Origin of the sequence: Nocardioides flavus (ex Wang et al. 2016) (assembly GCF_014653115.1) — a bacterium.
GTDB lineage: Bacteria > Actinomycetota > Actinomycetes > Propionibacteriales > Nocardioidaceae > Nocardioides > Nocardioides flavus.
In genome coordinates this window covers 37,816-54,134 of sequence record NZ_BNAD01000010.1, presented here as the reverse complement: position 1 = coordinate 54,134, position 16,319 = coordinate 37,816, and the positions used below count along the sequence as shown (strand labels likewise).

Annotated in this window: 11 protein-coding genes; 7 read left to right on the top strand and 4 right to left on the bottom strand. The window is 72.6% G+C overall.

Features of this window, described 5'->3' with window-relative positions; all coding sequences use genetic code 11:
• The first annotated feature begins 151 nt into the window (after positions 1 to 151).
• The gene (locus IE200_RS15170; RefSeq protein WP_191280328.1) at positions 152 to 721 is read left to right on the top strand and encodes a GNAT family N-acetyltransferase; all 570 of its coding nucleotides are present in this window, start codon (positions 152 to 154) and stop codon (positions 719 to 721) included.
• Between the two features lie 36 nt (positions 722 to 757).
• Here the strand turns inward: IE200_RS15170 and IE200_RS15165 are convergent, their stop codons facing one another.
• Positions 758 to 1,204, bottom strand: a complete 447-nt coding sequence (locus IE200_RS15165; RefSeq protein ID WP_229856607.1) for a hotdog fold thioesterase — start codon at positions 1,202 to 1,204, stop codon at positions 758 to 760.
• Between the two features lie 42 nt (positions 1,205 to 1,246).
• Between IE200_RS15165 and polA the strand changes: the two genes are divergently transcribed.
• The gene (gene polA, locus IE200_RS15160) at positions 1,247 to 3,949 is read left to right on the top strand and encodes a DNA polymerase I (protein ID WP_191280326.1); all 2,703 of its coding nucleotides are present in this window, start codon (positions 1,247 to 1,249) and stop codon (positions 3,947 to 3,949) included.
• A 45-nt stretch (positions 3,950 to 3,994) separates the two neighbouring features.
• Here polA and IE200_RS15155 read toward each other — a convergent pair whose 3' ends face one another.
• Positions 3,995 to 5,257, bottom strand: coding sequence for an oligosaccharide flippase family protein (locus IE200_RS15155; protein ID WP_191280325.1), 1,263 nt, complete (start codon positions 5,255 to 5,257; stop codon positions 3,995 to 3,997).
• A gap of 16 nt (positions 5,258 to 5,273) precedes the next feature.
• On the opposite strand from IE200_RS15155, the gene IE200_RS15150 reads away from it, so the two are divergent.
• Together IE200_RS15150 and IE200_RS15145 are read left to right on the top strand one after the other, a co-directional pair.
• Positions 5,274 to 7,058 (top strand): hypothetical protein, encoded by a 1,785-nt coding sequence (locus IE200_RS15150; RefSeq protein WP_191280324.1) that lies wholly within the window; start codon positions 5,274 to 5,276, stop codon positions 7,056 to 7,058.
• A 46-nt stretch (positions 7,059 to 7,104) separates the two neighbouring features.
• A complete protein-coding gene (locus IE200_RS15145) occupies positions 7,105 to 7,254 on the top strand; it encodes a hypothetical protein (RefSeq protein ID WP_191280323.1) in 150 nt (49 codons plus the stop codon).
• Positions 7,255 to 7,393: 139 nt separating this feature from the next.
• Here the strand turns inward: IE200_RS15145 and IE200_RS15140 are convergent, their stop codons facing one another.
• The gene (locus tag IE200_RS15140) at positions 7,394 to 8,557 is read right to left on the bottom strand and encodes a glycosyltransferase family 4 protein (protein WP_191280322.1); all 1,164 of its coding nucleotides are present in this window, start codon (positions 8,555 to 8,557) and stop codon (positions 7,394 to 7,396) included.
• An 80-nt stretch (positions 8,558 to 8,637) separates the two neighbouring features.
• Here IE200_RS15140 and IE200_RS15135 point away from each other — a divergent pair, with 80 nt between their 5' ends.
• The gene (locus IE200_RS15135) at positions 8,638 to 9,459 is read left to right on the top strand and encodes a class I SAM-dependent methyltransferase (RefSeq protein ID WP_191280321.1); all 822 of its coding nucleotides are present in this window, start codon (positions 8,638 to 8,640) and stop codon (positions 9,457 to 9,459) included.
• On the opposite strand, the gene IE200_RS15130 is transcribed toward IE200_RS15135, so the two are convergent.
• Complete coding sequence (locus IE200_RS15130) at positions 9,444 to 10,163, bottom strand: class I SAM-dependent methyltransferase (protein WP_191280320.1); 720 nt, start codon at positions 10,161 to 10,163, stop codon at positions 9,444 to 9,446. The genes IE200_RS15135 and IE200_RS15130 overlap by 16 nt on opposite strands.
• A gap of 101 nt (positions 10,164 to 10,264) precedes the next feature.
• On the opposite strand from IE200_RS15130, the gene IE200_RS15125 reads away from it, so the two are divergent.
• Both IE200_RS15125 and IE200_RS15120 read left to right on the top strand, forming a co-directional pair.
• Positions 10,265 to 14,356, top strand: coding sequence for an alpha-(1->3)-arabinofuranosyltransferase domain-containing protein (locus tag IE200_RS15125; RefSeq protein ID WP_191280319.1), 4,092 nt, complete (start codon positions 10,265 to 10,267; stop codon positions 14,354 to 14,356).
• A 52-nt stretch (positions 14,357 to 14,408) separates the two neighbouring features.
• Entirely contained in the window at positions 14,409 to 16,277 is a 1,869-nt protein-coding gene (locus IE200_RS15120) for a hypothetical protein (RefSeq protein ID WP_191280318.1), read from the top strand.
• Positions 16,278 to 16,319: the final 42 nt, after the last annotated feature.

Below are 16,319 nucleotides of genomic sequence, written 5' to 3'. Positions count from 1 at the left end.
GATCGCGGGGCCGATCCGGGGCCGCTCGCAGATCATGTCGGGCGCACCTCGACGTAGCCGGATGGCCCGCGGAGGGATATCCTCGCCCGGGTGTGGCGCCGGACAAGGCCGGTGGGGGGCCACTGCACGTGCACGTAGGAATGGTGGGTCGATGAGCCGGACGCCGGTGACCGTACGCGTGGCCGAGGCGGGTGACGTCGCGTCCCTGCGCGAGCTGTGGAGCGACATCCTGCGTCGGGGAGCGCTCGACGAGCAGCTCGCCGACGTCGCCCGGGTGGTGGCCACGGCCGCCTCTCGTGAGGACCAGTGCGTCGTCGTCGCCGAGGTCGACGGTGAGGTGGCCGGCGCGGTCTACCTCGAGGCCACGACGTTCACCCCGCTCAACCTCGAGCCCGCGGTCCTCGCGGTCTCGCCCCACGTGCTGCCGCAGTTCCGGCGCAAGGGCGTTGGGAGCGCGCTCATGGACGCCGCCTGCCGCTTCGCCGACCAGCACGGGATCAGCCACGTCCAGACCGCGGCGGCGGCCGAGGCCCGCGACGCCAACCGGTTCATGGCCCGGCTGTCCTTCGCTCCCCAGGCCACGCTGCGCGCGGCCACCACCAGCGCCGTACGGGCCCGGCTGCCGCAGATGCGCCAGGTGACCCAGGCCGCGACCAGCCGTCAGCGGATCGACCGGGTCCTGGCTGCGCGCCGCATCCGGCGCGAACGCGTCCCGGGCTGAGGCGCCGCGGGTCTCGAGCCGGGGACTCCCTCCCCCTCAACCAGCGGAGGGAGGAGCGTCCAACAACGCGCAGGTGATGCGCGAGGTGCACACCCGCCGACCCTGCTCGTCGCTGATCACGATGTCGTAGGACGTCGAGGATCGGCCGAGGTGGATGGCGGTCGCGACGCCGGTGACGGTGCCCGACGTGGCCGCGCGGTGGTGGGTGGCGTTGATGTCGACGCCGACCGCGATCTTGGCGGGGTAGGCGTGGATCGCCGAGCCGATCGACCCCAGGGTCTCGGCGAGCACCACCGAGGCGCCGCCGTGCAGCAGCCCGAACGGCTGGGTGTTGCCCTCGACGGGCATGGTCGCCACGACCCGCTCGGCGGAGACCTCGACCAGCTCGACGCCCATCTTGTCGTTGAGGCGCCCGTTGCCCTCGGGCATGAAGGCGATCAGCTCCTCCACGCTCAACCCGGCCAGTGTCTGCGGAGTCGTCATGGCGCCCATTCTGCTGTCGGCGGCGGCGGATAGAGTCGGCGGGTGCCTGAGACGAGCGAGACCGCGCGCCCCCGCCTCCTGCTGCTGGACGGCCACTCGTTGGCCTACCGGGCGTTCTTCGCCCTGCCTGTGGAGAACTTCGCGACCGCCACCGGACAGCACACCAACGCCGTCTACGGCTTCACCTCGATGCTGGTCAACGTGCTGCGCGACGAGGCCCCCACCCATGTGGCCGTCGCCTTCGACAAGTCGCGTCAGACCTTCCGCCTCGAGGAGTACAGCGACTACAAGGCCAAGCGCAACAAGACTCCCGACGAGTTCGGCAGCCAGCTGCCGCTGATCCGCCGCGTGCTCGACACGCTGTCGATCACCCACCTCGAGCTCGAGGGCTACGAGGCCGACGACATCATCGCCACCCTCGTCACCCAGGCGCTCGACGAGGGCATGGAGGTCTTGATCCTCACCGGCGACCGCGACTCGATCCAGCTCGTCACCGAGTCCTCCACGGTCCTCTACCCCATGCGCGGCGTCAGCGACCTCGCGCGACTCACCCCGGCCGCCGTCCAGGAGAAGTACGGCGTCCCGCCCCACCGCTACCCCGAGCTCGCCGCCATCGTCGGCGAGACCTCCGACAACCTGGCCGGTGTGCCCGGCGTGGGCCAGGGCTACGCCGCGAAGTGGATCAACCAGTTCGACGGTCTCGACAACGTCATCGCCCGCGCCGACGAGATCACGGGCAAGAAGGGCGAGGCGCTGCGCGCCCACCTCGGCGACGTCATCCGCAACCGCCGGCTCAACGCACTGGTCCGCGACCTGACCCTGCCCGTACGACCCGACGGACTGGCCCGCCGGCCGTGGGACCGTACGGCCGGGCTCGAGCTCCTCGACGAGCTGGAGTTCCGCGGCGAGCTGCGCACCCGGTTGCTCGACACCATCGACCCCGACCCGGGCGAGGCCACCGAGGCCGAAGCGGGGTTCGAGCTCGACGGCCGGCGACTCGGCGCGGGCGAGGCGGCGGCCTGGCTGGACGAGCACGCCCCGGCGGGCACGCGCGTCGGCGTCGCCGTCCAGGGCACGTGGCGTGCCGGCACCGGCGACGTGCACTCGATCGCCGTCGCGACGCGCGAGGGGCAGGCCGCGTGGATCGACGCCGCCGGCCTCGGTCCCGACGACGACGCAGCGGTGGCGACCTGGCTGGCCGACGCGTCGCGTCCCAAGGTCGTGCACGACGCCAACGGCCCCAGCCTGGCGCTGGCCGCGCGCGGGTGGACGCTCGCCGGGCTCGAGGTCGACACCGCCCTCGCGGCCTACATCGTCCAGCCCGACCAGCGCTCGTACGCCCTCGCCGACCTGACGCTGCGCTACCTCAAGCGCGAGCTGCGCCAGGACTCCGCCGACGCCGACCAGCTCAGCTTCGACGCGATGGACGACACCACCGCGAGCGACACCGCGATGCTCACCGCGCGCGCGGTGCTCGACCTGGCCGACGCGCTCGACGGCGCGGTCGAGGAACACGGCGGGACCCGGCTGCTGCGCGAGGTCGAGCTGCCCCTCATCGGCACCCTGGTCCGGATGGAGCAGGTCGGTATCGCGGTCGACACCGACTACCTCGAGGGGCTCGAGTCCGAGTTCGGCGAGCAGGTCCGCGCGGCGGCCCAGGACGCCTACGACGTCATCGGCAAGGAGATCAACCTCGGCTCGCCCAAGCAGCTGCAGGTCGTGCTGTTCGACGAGCTCGACATGCCCAAGACCAAGCGCACCAAGACCGGATACACCACCGACGCCGACGCGCTGCAGCAGCTCTTCGAGAAGACCGAGCACCCCTTCCTCCAGCACCTGCTGCGCCACCGCGACGTGATCCGGCTGCGGCAGACCGTCGAGGGCCTGCTCAAGACCGTGGCCCCGGACGGTCGCATCCACACCACCTACAACCAGATCATCGCCGCGACCGGACGCCTCTCGAGCACCGACCCCAACCTGCAGAACATCCCGATCCGCACCGAGGCCGGTCGCCGCATCCGCGAGGCCTTCGTGGTCGGCGAGGCCGGCGAGTCGCTGATGACCGCCGACTACAGCCAGGTCGAGATGCGGATCATGGCCCACCTCTCCGAGGACGCCCTGCTCATCGAGGCGTTCCGCTCGGGCCAGGACTTCCACTCGATCACCGCCGCCCGGGTGTTCGGCGTCGACGCCGCCGACGTCAGCGTCGAGCAGCGCGCCAAGATCAAGGCGATGAACTACGGCCTGGCCTACGGCCTGTCCGCCTTCGGGCTCTCGCAGCAGCTGCGCATCGACACCTCCGAGGCGCGGGGGCTGATGGACGAGTACTTCGAGACCTTCGGCGGGGTGCGCGACTACCTCGGCGGCATCGTCGACGAGGCACGCCGCTCGGGGTTCACCGAGACCATCCTGGGGCGGCGCCGCTACCTGCCCGACCTCACCAGCGACAACCGCCAGCGTCGCGAGACGGCCGAGCGGATGGCGCTCAACGCCCCCATCCAGGGCTCCGCGGCCGATCTGGTCAAGGTCGCCATGCTGGGCGTCGAGCGCGCCCTGGCCGAGCAGGGCCTGCACTCGCGGATGTTGCTCCAGGTCCACGACGAGCTCGTGTTCGAGGTGGCGCCGGGTGAGGGCGAGGCGCTCGCCGCACTGGTGCGTGCGGAGATGGGCGGCGCCGCCGACCTGGCGGTGCCCCTCGACGTGTCGATCGGCACCGGGCGCAGCTGGCACGACGCCGCGCACTGAGCACGTACGCCGACCGGGCCTGCGCCGGCGACGGCGCGCCGGCCGTCAGGTCGGCAGCGGCGCGTGCTCCGGCGACGCGGGAGCGACCGGGGTGGACCGGAGGCTCAGGAGGGTGAGCGCCACGAGCAGGACGGCGTCGACGGTGGCGACGACCGCCACCAGGGCGATGACCGAGTCCGTACGCAGCCCGAGCACGACGGCCGCGGCGAGCGCTGCCCAGACCAGCAGCACCGTGCGGCGTCCCTGACGGGCCAGCACCGCGTACACCTGGAGCTGCAGCATCGCCAGGACGGTGCCGAGGACGGCGAACACCCACAGCAGGTCCTCCACCTCGCCGAACTCCGCGCCGCCGACGAAGACCATCGCGACGCCCGACAGCACCCGGGCAGCGACCACGGCCAGGAGCCCGAGCCCGGCGACAGCGAGCAGGCTGAGGCGCAGCGCGCGCCTGCGGTTCTCGGGGGTGGCCATGTCGGGGAAGGCGATCACCACGATGAACTGCGGCAGGAACAGCATCACCTTGGTCATGATCAGGCCGGCCGCGTAGAGGCCGGCGTCGTGCTCGGTCAGCACGTGCCGGGCCATGACGATGTCCGCGCTCGAGAGCGCGAAGAACGCGAGGAGGACCTGGGCGTTGTGGGCGCTCTCGAGGAGCATCGCGCGCGCGGAGTGCTCGCCGGGCACCCGCTCGGGCGTACGTCGGTGCCGCAGGAACCACGCGCCCACGGCCACGGGGAAGAGGAAGCCGATGCCGACGCCGAGCAGCGCGGTGGTCGCGTCGGGTCGCCACAGGATGAGCGCCGTGCCGATGACGAGCCTCGGGATGCCCCCGGCGACGTAGAACACCGCGAGCGCCCGCCACCGGCGCTCGCCCTGGAGCACCCCCGCCTGGCCGCCCGCCAGGGTCAGCGGGACCACCGTGAGCGCGACGATGGTCGCGGTGACGAAGTCGTCGAGGTTGAGCAGCCGGTTGATCAGGGGGACCAGCGCCAGCATGACCAGCCCGACGACGAGCGAGACCCTCGCAGTGAGGGTCAGGATCGCCTTCTCGATGGCGGCGACGTGGCCCCGGTCGAGCGCGATGCGCCGCGCCGCGGTCGCCTGGAGCCCGAGCGCGCCCACCTGCACGACGAGGAGGAAGCTGAGGCAGGCCGCGAACGCGCCGTACTCGCTGGGACCGATGACCCGGGCCGCGACGATGGTGAAGCCGTAGGTCGCCACGTTCATCACGCTGGTGGCGACGGCGACGGCGCTGCCGTCGAAGGAGCGCCGGGCGCGCGCGCTTCTCGTGGCGGTCACCCGCGGCATCCTAGGCTGTCCTCTCGTGCGAGGACGGATCGGTGCAGCGGGCCTGCGCGCCGCCCCCGCCCTCTGGTCCGCGGTGCTCGCCGTCCTGGTGCTGGGCGGCGCGCTCGGCCCCGGGTACGTCCTGTCGTACGACATGGTCTGGGTGCCCGACCTGGCGGTGCGGGGCGACTTCTGGGGCACCGGGTCGAGCCTGCCGCGCGCGGTGCCCTCCGACCTGGTGGTCGCGCTGCTGGACGAGGTCGTCCCGGGCATGCTCCTGCAGAAGGTGGCCCTGCTCGGCGCCCTCGTCGTGGCCGGGGCCGGGGCCGCCCGTCTCGTCCCCGGCACGGGCCTCGTCGGCCCGCTCGCCGCGGCCACCCTCTACGTGTGGAACCCGTTCGTGGCCGAACGGCTGGGGATCGGCCACTGGCCGCTCCTCCTCACCTACGCCAGCCTGCCGTGGATCTTCCTGTGCGCCAGGCGCCTGGCCGCGGGCGAGCGCGCGCTGCCGCAGCTGGTCCTCTGGGTCGTCCTCGCGAGCCTGAGCCCCGTCGGCGGGATCGTCGCCGGTGTGATGGTCGTGGCCGCGGTGGCGGCCTCGGCACGAGGCGTGCGCCGGCCGCTGCTCGTCGCCACCGGCGCGGTCCTCGCGGTGAACGCGCCGTGGATCGTGGCCGGCGCCGTCCACGGGTCGGCGACGGTGAGCGACCCGGCTGCCGTGGCGCTGTTCGCCGCGCAGGGGGAGGGCGTGATGCCGCCCTGGCTGGCGGTGCTGGGCCTCGGCGGCATCTGGAACGCCGAGGTGGTCCCGGCCTCGCGCACGACCGTGGTGGGCCTCGCCGCCCTCGTGCTCGTGCTGGCGGTGTGCGTCGCCGGGCTGACGACCTGGCGCCGTCGTACGCCTCGGGCGGAGCGCCACGCGCTGGTCGCGGTCGCCGTGGTCGGTCTCGTGGTCGCCCTCGCCGGACGAGTGGCGCCCGACGCGGTGGCGTGGCTGGTCGGGCACGTGCCCGGCGCCGGGCTGCTGCGTGACGGCACGCGGTTCGTCGCGCTTGTCGCGCCCCTGCAGGCGCTGCTGTTCGGCCTGGGTGCGGCGCGACTCGCCGCGGCGGTGCCCGTCCGCGCCGTCGGCCTGGGCGTGGGGACGTTCCTCGTCCTGGTGCCGGTGATGACGATGCCGGACGCGGCACGCGGGGTGTCCGGCCGGCTGGAGGCCGTCGACTTCCCCGAGGAGTACGCCACGGTGCGGCAGGCGGTCGAGCGTGACCGGCAGGCCGGCCACCCGGGCGACGTCCTGCTGCTGCCGTTCACGTCCTACCGGCAGCCGGGGTGGAACGACGGCAGGCGGACGCTCGACCCGCTCGGCCGCTACCTGCCGGCGGACTACCTCGCCAGCGACACGCTCGTCGTCTCGGGGGAGGAGATCGCGGGCGAGGACCAGCGGGCAGCCCGCGTGGGTCACCACCTCGCCACGCTGGAGGGCCCCGCCCTCGAGCAGGCCCTGGCCGGAGAGGGGATCGGGTGGGTCGTGCTGGACCGCGAGGCGGCCGCCGCCCTCGCGGCGCAGGAGGTGGACGCACCCGGCTACGGCGGCTCCGTGGAGCTCGGCAGCGCCGAGGTGCTGCACCGGGGCACCCTGCTCACCGCGTGGCAGCTCGCCACGCCGACCGGGCACGTCACCCCGGGACCGGCCGACACCGCGCCGGCCCGCGCGCTCCTCGCGCTCGCCTGGGGGCTGGCGGCGCTCACCCTCCTGACCGCGCTGTACCGATCAGTAGGAACGCGAGTGACGAGTCGTCGACAATTGCGCCGGAGCGACTGAGGAGGTGCTACGGTTCTCCCGGCCTAGCGAAGTGGAGACTGAAGACGTGAACCCGTTCCTTGCAGGACTGATCGCCATGATCGTCGCTGCCCTGCTGGCGTTCTTCACGACGTTCGGCGTCGTGAACACGGTCAGCGCCGAGCCGAAGCAGCCGGAGCAGAACGTCATGGACTACGGCACCAACCAGGCCGAGTAGCCTCCCGACCGCGTCCCGCAGGGCCTCCGGGCCGCGAGACCGGTGACGCAGACACCGCCGACACCGTCAGGTGCGGCGGTGTTCTTGCGTGCGCGACCGGCCGGCCGGTCGAGCCCGTCGAGCCCGTCGCGTCGAGCCGTCAGGGGCCGTCGGGGTCCTCGACCGCGACGCGACGTCCGTCGAGCACGTCCCCGAGGACGTGCGCGAACGACTCCTGCGAGTGCGACCACGAGAACGTGTGCGACATCTCCCGGGCGCCCTTGCCGAGCCGACGACGCTCGGCGTCGTCGGCCACGAGGCGGCGTACGGTCTCGACGAGCTCGTCCGGCGTGTCCACGAGCAGCCCCGACGTGCCGTCCGCGATCGACTCCCGGGTGCCGCCCGCCGAGGCGTAGGCCACGGTGGGCACGCCGTGGCTGCCGGCCTCGCCGATGACGATGCCCCAGCCCTCCTTCAGCGAGGGCAGCACCATGAGCCAGGACCGCGCGAGGATCTCGTGCTTCTCCTGCTCGCTGACGTGACCGGTGAAGGTGACGGCGTCGCCAGCACCCCGCTCGGCGACGTACGCGCGCAGCGACTCCTCCCACCAGCCGTTGCCGACGACGACCAGCGACGCGCCGGGGTGCTCGGCGCGGACCGCGATGATGGCGTCGATGGCGTGCTCGACCTGCTTGTGCGGCACCAGCCGGCCGAGCACGCACAGGGTGGGCGCGGGGCTGCGGGTGGCCTCGGTCAGCGGCGGCGGGGCGGTGCCGTTGTGGACGACGGCGATGCGTCCGCGGTCGATGCCGAGGGCGATGAGCTCGGTGCGCGTCGCGCGGGACACCGCGACGTACTGGGACCGGCGGTAGACGCGCGGAGCCACGACGCGCTCGATCCACCACCCGACGCGGCCGAGGAGGCCGGGGAAGACCACCGGCCACTGCTCGCGGTGCACGTGGTGGACCAGGACGACCACGGGGGCGCGGGTGGCGAACCGGGTGAAGAAGGGGAGGCCGTTCTGCACGTCGACCACGAGGTCGACCTTGCCGAAGCGGCGCAGCAGCAGGCGCAGGGCCCCGATGAGGTAGATCGCGAGGTGGTCGCCGCGACGGACGAACCGCACGCCGTCGACCACCTCGTCGGCGGGTGCGCTGTCGTGCGCGGCGCAGAAGATCGTGGCGCGTGCACCGCGCTCGACGAGGCCGCGGGCCATCGCCTCGACGTAGCGCTCCGACCCGCCGCCCTCGGGGTTCTGGGTGTCGCGCCAGTTGAACAGCACGACGTGGCGTCCCTCGAGGGACGCGGGGTTCGCTCCCTGCATGGGGGTCAGGTTACCCGCCAGTTCGGTTTGCGTCCCGTGCTCCGCGGATGTGGGCGTCGCCCCTGCCATACTCCTCGACCATGGCAGCCCTCGACGCGCTCCGCGTCTTCCACCAGCGACGCATCGCCGTGCCGGTCGACGACGACGCGCTCGTGCTCGACGTGGGCAGCGGCGACAAGCCGTCGTGGCGTGCCGACGTGCTGCTGGACCGCTACACCGGGGCCGAGCACGCCGCCCAGCGGTCCGGACGGGCGGCGGCCCGGGTGAGCCGGCCGCTGTTCGACGCCGACGCCGCCGACATGCCGTTCCGCGACGGCGCGTTCGACTACGCCATCTGCTCCAACCTGCTCGAGCACGTCGCCGACCCGGTCGCCGTCGCGGCCGAGCTGACGCGCGTCGCGCGGGCGGGCTACATCGAGGTGCCCGAGGCCGCGAGCGCCAAGATCGTGGACTTCCCGAGCCACGTGTGGTGGTGCCGGCTGGAGGAGGGCGACGGCAGCCCGACCCTCGTGCTGACCGCCAAGCAGGCACCCTTCTTCGACGCCGAGATCCAGGACTACATCGATCGGGCCGGCGTGCGCGACGAGCTGGACGCCGTGCTGAACCGGCGCTTCGAGCACCGCGTCATCCAGTACCACTGGACCGGATCGGTCGACCTGCGGACCGAGGGGGAGCTCGACCCGGACTTCTACGACCGTGCCATGCGGGCCCCGGGCCACCAGCGCGGCTGGGAGGCCGTCGCGGTGCAGGCGCTCACGGCGGCGTGGACGTGGCGTACGCGCCAGAGGCGCCGCGACCAGCGCATCCCGTTCGACCGGGTCGTCAAGGCCGAGCACGCACGGCCGGGGGAGATGCTCGAGCGGAGGATCTACCGCCTCGACGGGCCTCAGAAGGGGTCGTAGGGGCCCTCGTGGCCGAACACGCGGGCCGCGACGGCGCGCAGCCGGAGCCGCAGCAGCACCTTCACGGCGACGTTGCGCAGCCACCACGGGACCTCGCGCAGGATCCGGAGGCGGTCCTGCAGGGTCGGACGGCCGACCCGGAAGAGGGCCAGCGACCCGGCGCGGCGCTCGTAGCGGATCGTCCGCGAGGGCAGGACCTTGACCAGGACCCCGAGGGTGACACCGATGGAGGAGTAGCAGTCGTGCACGAGGATCGGGGCGCCGGACGGCAGGTGGCGCGCCCACTTCAGGTCGTCGCTCAGCGTCCAGTAGTCGTGCTTGCCGTCGATGTAGAGGTAGTCGATGTCGCGCGCCCACGTCGTACGGGCGCGGGTGCTGTAGTCGGGGAGCAGCTCGACGACGCCGTCGAGGTCGGCCGCAGCCACGTTGCCCTCGAACTTGGTGCGCGTGGACGCACCGCCGAAGAGCCGGCCGTCGACGAACGGGTCGACGGCCACCACCCTTCCGCCCATGGCGCGCGCCGCGGAGGCCAGCACCACCGTGGACTTGCCCTGGTGGCTGCCGATCTCGACGATCAGCGGACGCTCGGACAGCTCGTGCGCGGTGTCGAACAGCAGCCGCGCCTGAGCCTCCGTCAGCCACCCGGGGATCGTCGATGCGACGGTCCACGTCGCGGCGAACTCGGCGGGTCGGCAAGTGGTCATGTGAGGTCCCTCGGGCGTCGGACGGCGCGGCTGGGTCGCGGTACGGACGCAGAATATAGACTCTGCGCCGCCCGGACGGATCAGCACGGAAGGCAGTCCCAGTGACCGACGGCTCCAGCGCGTCGGTCCGCCGATGGCCTCCGCGCCACTCCCCGTGGTCGTGGGGCGTTCACCTCGCGGTCGTCGTGGCGGTCCTCGTGCTCAACCTCGTGCAGCAGCCGGGGCGCATCACCTTCGACACCAAGCTCGACCTCCAGCTCAACCCTGCCGATCTGCTCGTGCGCAGTGCGGACCTGTGGAACGCCGACTGGGCCCTCGGTGGGTTGCAGAACCAGGCATCGGGCTACCTGTTCCCCATGGGACCGGCGTTCCTGCTCGGCGAGGTGCTGGGCGCACCGATGTGGGTGTGGCAGCGCCTGTGGTCGGCGCTGGTGATGCTGCTCGCGTACGAGGGCGCCCGCCGGCTGGCGGCCAGCTGGCCCGGGATCGGGCAGGTCGGCGCCGTGCTCGCCGGCCTCACCTACATGCTCTCCCCGCGTGTGCTGACGACCGTCGGCGGACTCAGCGGAGAGACCCTCCCCGCGGCGGTGCTGCCGTGGACGGTGCTGCCGATGGTGCTGTTCCTGCGCGGTCGCCTGCGCGGCTGGGTGGCCTTCGTCCTCTCGGCCGCCACGGTGCCGGTCATGGGCGGGCAGAACGCGACCCTCGTCGTGGCGTGCCTGGTGCTCCCGGCGCTGCTGCTGCTCCTCGCGTCGGGGAGGTCGCTGCGCCAGCGCGCCACCCACCTCGTCGCGTGGGGTTCCCTGGTCGGGCTCGCGAGCGTTTGGTGGGTCGTGCCGCTCCTGCTGCTCGGCTCGTACGCGCCCCCCTTCCTCGACTTCATCGAGTCCGCCAACAACACCGCCGGGGCGACCGGCTGGCTCTCCTCCCTGCGCGGGACCAGCCACTGGGTGGCCTTCTTCCCCGGGGGCGGGCAGATCGGGTGGGAGGGCGGCTACGAGCTGGCGTCGTCCCGCTGGCTGCTGGTGCCGACCGTCCTGGTCGCCGGCGTCGGCCTGGTCGGCCTGCTGCAGCGGGACCTGTGGCAGCGGCGCGTGCTGGCCGTGTCGGTCCTCGTCGGCCTCGGCGTGCTCACGGCGGGCAGCGGCGGGTGGGCCGGGTCGGTGCTCGCGGACACCTGGCTCCACGCTCTCGACACGACGCTGGCGCCGCTGCGCAACATCCACAAGTTCGACCCCGTCGTGCGGCTGCCGCTGAGCCTCGGCCTGGCTGCGCTCGTCACCTCGGCCGTGCCGCACACCTGGCGCCGCACCACCGGGGCCGCTCCGGTCCCGGTGCGACCGCTCGTGCTGGGCGTGGTGACCCTCCTGGTCCTGGCCGCAGCCGGTCCGGCCGCCGCGGGCTCGCTGCGGACCAAGGGGGGCTTCGACGACATCGCGGCGCCCTGGCGCGAGGCGGTCGCCTACCTCGCCGAGCAGTCGGGTCCGACCCGGACGATCGTGCTCCCCGGCGCCGGGTTCGCCGTGCAGACGTGGGGACGGACCATCGACGAGCCGATCCAGGTGCTCGACCCGTCGCCGTGGATGGCACGGGCGCAGGTCACCGTGGCCCCGGCCGGCACGCTGCGGCTCCTCGACTCGGTCGAGCAGTCGGTGGCGGATCCCCGGCCCCTCAAGCACCTCGCGGCCGCGCTCGAGGAGCTCGGCGTCACGCACGTCGTCGTGCGCAACGACCTCGACCCCGAGGAGGTCGACGCACCCGATCCGCAACTGGTGCACGCCGCGATCGCCAACGTGCCCGGTGCCCGCCTCGCGGCGTCCTTCGGCAGCACGGCCGGCGGTCCGGCCGCCATCGAGGTCTTCGAGCTGCGACACGACGACGAGCCGCGCGTCGAGCTGCAGGCCTGGGACGACCGGGTGGTGGTCGACGGCGCCCCCGAGATCGTGCCCGACCTGCGCGCCGCCGGACTCGTGCGGGAGGACCAGGCCGCCGTGCTGGCCGTCGGGGACGAGGCTCCCGACGTCGTCACCGACAGCCTGCGTCGCGTCGAGCGCAGCTTCGGGCGGGTCCACGACGCCCGGTCGGGCGTGATGACCGCCGGCGAGGCGTACCGCGTCGACCGGCTCGCGCACGACCACAGCGACGACGCGATGCCCGCGAGCAGGACGACGGCGGCGTACGACGGCGTCGCTCGGATCTCCGCGTCGACCTCCGCGGGGTACGCCGACATCCTCGGCCCGGTGCGTCCCGAGCAGCATCCCTGGTCGGCCTTCGACCGCTCGATCTACACCGCCTGGGGCAGCGCGCCGCTGTCGCGGCCGCAGGGCCAGTGGATCGAGGCGACGTTCGATCGCCCGACCCCGGTGCGCGAGGTGTCCTTGGCGTTCGACACCTTCTCCGGCGCGCCGGTGACGTCGGTGCGGATCTCCACCGAGGACCGGTCGACGGTGGCCGAGGTGGAGCCCAACGGTGCGGTCCCCGCCGTGCGCGTCGACGACGACGCCGCCAGCACCCTGCGCGTCACCGTGCTGGGCGCGGGGGTCGACCGCGGCCAGGTGCGGCTGTCCGACGTACGCATCGCCGGTCGCGACGTCAGCCGGTCCCTGGTCGTGCCGGGGGCCGTGTCGTCGGACACCGCGGTGTTCCTGAGCAGCGAGATCCCGCGCCGCGCGTGCGCCGTGGGTCCGGACGACAGCGTGGTCGGGTGCGAGCTCGCCTGGCAGCGCGAGACGTCCGAGACGCCGGGCTTCGACCGCACGATCACGGTCGAGGAGAGCGGCGAGTGGACGGTCAAGGGGCACGCCCTCGCGACCCACGGTCCCCTGCTCGCCGGTCTCTTCGCGCCGCTGGCCGAGGACCAGGTGGACGTGGTCGCCACGTCGACCTACGGCGGCGATCCTGCGGTGGGCGCGGCCGGCGCGCTCGACGGGAGGCCGGAGACCGGCTGGACGTCGGCTCCGGGTGACCCCGGCGCGGCGCTCCAGCTCACCTGGGGCCCGCGTCGCACCGTGTCGCGGATCGATGTCAGCGGCTCGCCCGACCTTCCGGGCGACCTGCCCGAGTACGTCGTCGTCGAGGGCGGCCCCGGCACGGGCGAGCCGCAGCTCGTGGCGACCCGGGGAGCCCAGGCGGGGGTCATGCAACCGGTCCGAACCAATCGCCTGCGGGTGACGGCGTACGGCCAGGCCGGTCTCGACGGGGTCGGGATCTCCGAGCTCGACGTCGCCGGGATCGAGGACCTGCTGCACCGCCCCGACCCGGGCACCCCGACCGGTACGGCGTGCGGGTTCGGTCCGAGCGTCGAGGTGGCTGGGCGCACCGTCCAGACGCGCATCAGCGGCACCCTCGGCGACGTCCGGTCCGGGCGCAACCTCGCCGTCATCCCGTGCGGCAAGCGGTCGGTCGCCCTCACGCCGGGGGAGCACCGCGTCCGCGTCACGAACCCCGAGGGCTTCGTCACCTCGAGCCTGGTGCTCGCACCGGACCCGCCGGAGACGGCCGCCGCGGTGCGACCGAGCGTACGGTCGTGGTCGTCCACCCATCGCGAGGTCGAGGTCTCCTCACCCGCGGAGTCCGTGCTCGGGGTGGCCGAGAGCTTCAACCGGGGCTGGACGGCGAGCATCGACGGGACCGACCTGGCGCCGGTCGTCCTCGACGGCTGGCGGCAGGGCTTCGTGGTCCCCGCGGGGACGCGGGGCGTCGTCTCGCTGGACTACGCCCCCCAGGTGCCGTTCCGGGTGGCCCTCCTGGGAGGGCTCGGTGTCGTCGCGCTGCTGCTCCTGCTAGCCGTCGGCCTGGTCGTGGGGCGCGTGGGGCGCCTCCGCGGCGAGGACCCTGCCGCCGGGGAGCCTGCCGCCCAGGACGCCAGCACGGGCACGCACACCGATCGCCCGACTCCCGGTTGGCGCGACCTCCGGTCGTGGTCGCAGGCACCTGCGCTGGTCGTCCTCGCGCTCGTGTCGCTCCCGCTGGCCCTCGGAGCGCTCGGTGGGTGGATCTCCAGCCGGCGCCCGGACGCCGGCCTCGTCGACGTCCGGCTCGGGGCCGCCTGCCTCGGAGCGTTCGCGTTCTCGGGGGCGATCGCGCTGTCGACGTCCGCGGTGGTCGTCCCACCGGTAGGCTCCGACGTCGTCGTGGCGCTGGCGGTGGGAGCCGTGTGCGGCCGGGTGTTCACATCGAGCGACGGGACGTGATGCTTCCGACCATCGGCGAACCTGACCGCGTCCGCGCCGTACTCTGTGCGGCGTGACGACCCAGCAGGACAGACCTGACCTCGAGCCGGCCATGCGTGGCGGGTCCCAGGCGCGATCGCGCTCTGGGGTTCATCTGCCCTCGCAGCTCGAGCCGGTCACGGTGATCGCAGCCGCTCTGGTCCTGCTGCAGGCCGTGGTGCGCGGATGGGTCGTCAGCGGGTCCTACTACTTCCAGGACGACTTCGCCCACCTCGACCTCGCAAGGCGCAGCGGCCTGACGAGCGAGTACCTCGTGCGGGATTACGGTGGTCACTTCGAGGTGGGGCAGTACTTCCTCCTGTGGGTCATGTCCCACACGATTGACCAGACGTTCGCTCCTGCCGCCTTCGCCATCGTGATCATGCAGGCGGTGGCGTCCGTGCTGCTCTTCATCCTGCTCCGGACGCTCTTCGGCCCATCCCCGTTCATCCTGCTGCCGTGGACCGTGTACCTCTTCACTCCGCTTGCGGTGGGGTGGTCGAGCTGGTTGTCGGCTGCGATGCAGGCGCTCCCGCTGCAGATAGCCACAGCCTTGGTCCTCATCGCGAGCGCCAAGGCTCACAAGACGGGCTCGAGGGCGTGGGCGACTGGCTCTGTCGCAGCATTCGCCGTCGGTCTCCTGATGTGGCAGAAGGCCGGACTGATCCTCCCGCTCGCCCTGGCAGTACACCTGCTCGTCGTTGCGGACCCGCAGCCATGGCGCGAGCGCCTGCGAGGTCTGCGGCGGACCGCGGGCATGTGGGTCGGCCTGGTGGGCGTCCTCACTGCCTACATCGTGGTCTACCTCAATGTCGTCGACGGCGGCTTGGACTCGACCGCGAGAGAGGGCGTCGAGGTCGGCCCGATGTTCGGCGAGACGCTGTTCCGCATGTTCGTGCCCGGGCTGTTCGGGGGCCCGTGGCACAGCACCGGCGCGGAGAGCACCATCTTCCCGTACACCGAGACATACCCGGCGATGATCTTCTCTCTCGCATTCCTGGGCATCGTCGTCGCGAGCTTCATGGTCACCGGGCGGCGGGCACTCCAGGGATGGTTCCTCCTGGTCGGCTACCTCGTCGCCGACCTCGCGCTCCTCGGGCTCGGCAGGGCGGATTGGATCGGGATCCTGCTGCGGGATCCCCGATACGTTGCCGATGCTCTCCCTGTCATGACGATCGCGGTGCTGGCAGCATTTCGGGGGCTGTGGGAGCCGGCGCCGGACGAGCGCAAGGCCGCGCAATGGCTGCGCAGTCGGATGTCTCTCCGCATGACGATGAATGCAGTGGCCGTGCTGATCGTCAGTTGTCTCGTCACCACGGTCCGCATGGCCCCGGTGGTGCAGCACGACTACGCGGCCAACTACGCGTTGGGTGTCGCACGCCAGATGAAGGAGGACCCTCGGCGGTCCGTGATCAACACAGCGCCGCCGTTCGAGGTGTCGGCGCGCGCAGATCTCCAGGGGATGATGAATGCGATCGGTGCGGACGTCGTGTTCGACCGACCCGCGACGGACATGTATCTCTTCGACGGGTTGGCCCAGCTGAAGAGAATGGACCTGTTCCCCGGCAGCCCGTCCGAGACAGGCCCGCAGGAGGGCTGCGGCTGGTCCGTCGGCCGGCTGTACGAAGACCTGTGGGCCATCGACGAAGAGCCCGTCGCGCCACGGATCCTGCGGATGGGGTACTACTCGGGTGTCCCGGCAACCCTTGACGTGTCCTTGGCAGAGCGAACCCACACGGTCGAGCTTCCGGCAGGTCTCGGTCAGGCGTTCTTCGTCATCGGCCCAGAAGCGGGGGACGTGGCGGCGCGCGTGAGTGACGGCGGATCGATCTGCATCACCGATGTTGCAGTGGGCCCTGCGTGGGTGGCGGACGAGGCCGGAGCCGCAGCGCCGGCAGGGTGAGGGCGACCAACCTGTCGACGCCCGCCGAGTCCCACGCACCCA

Coding starts and splice junctions, on each gene's coding strand:
- IE200_RS15170 (WP_191280328.1), top strand. CDS start 152: ATGAGCCGGACGCCGGTGACCGTACGCGTGGCCGAGGCGGGTGACGTC.
- IE200_RS15165 (WP_229856607.1), bottom strand. CDS start 1,204: ATGACGACTCCGCAGACACTGGCCGGGTTGAGCGTGGAGGAGCTGATC.
- IE200_RS15155 (WP_191280325.1), bottom strand. CDS start 5,257: ATGCCGCGGGTGACCGCCACGAGAAGCGCGCGCGCCCGGCGCTCCTTC.
- IE200_RS15140 (WP_191280322.1), bottom strand. CDS start 8,557: ATGCAGGGAGCGAACCCCGCGTCCCTCGAGGGACGCCACGTCGTGCTG.
- IE200_RS15135 (WP_191280321.1), top strand. CDS start 8,638: ATGGCAGCCCTCGACGCGCTCCGCGTCTTCCACCAGCGACGCATCGCC.
- IE200_RS15130 (WP_191280320.1), bottom strand. CDS start 10,163: ATGACCACTTGCCGACCCGCCGAGTTCGCCGCGACGTGGACCGTCGCA.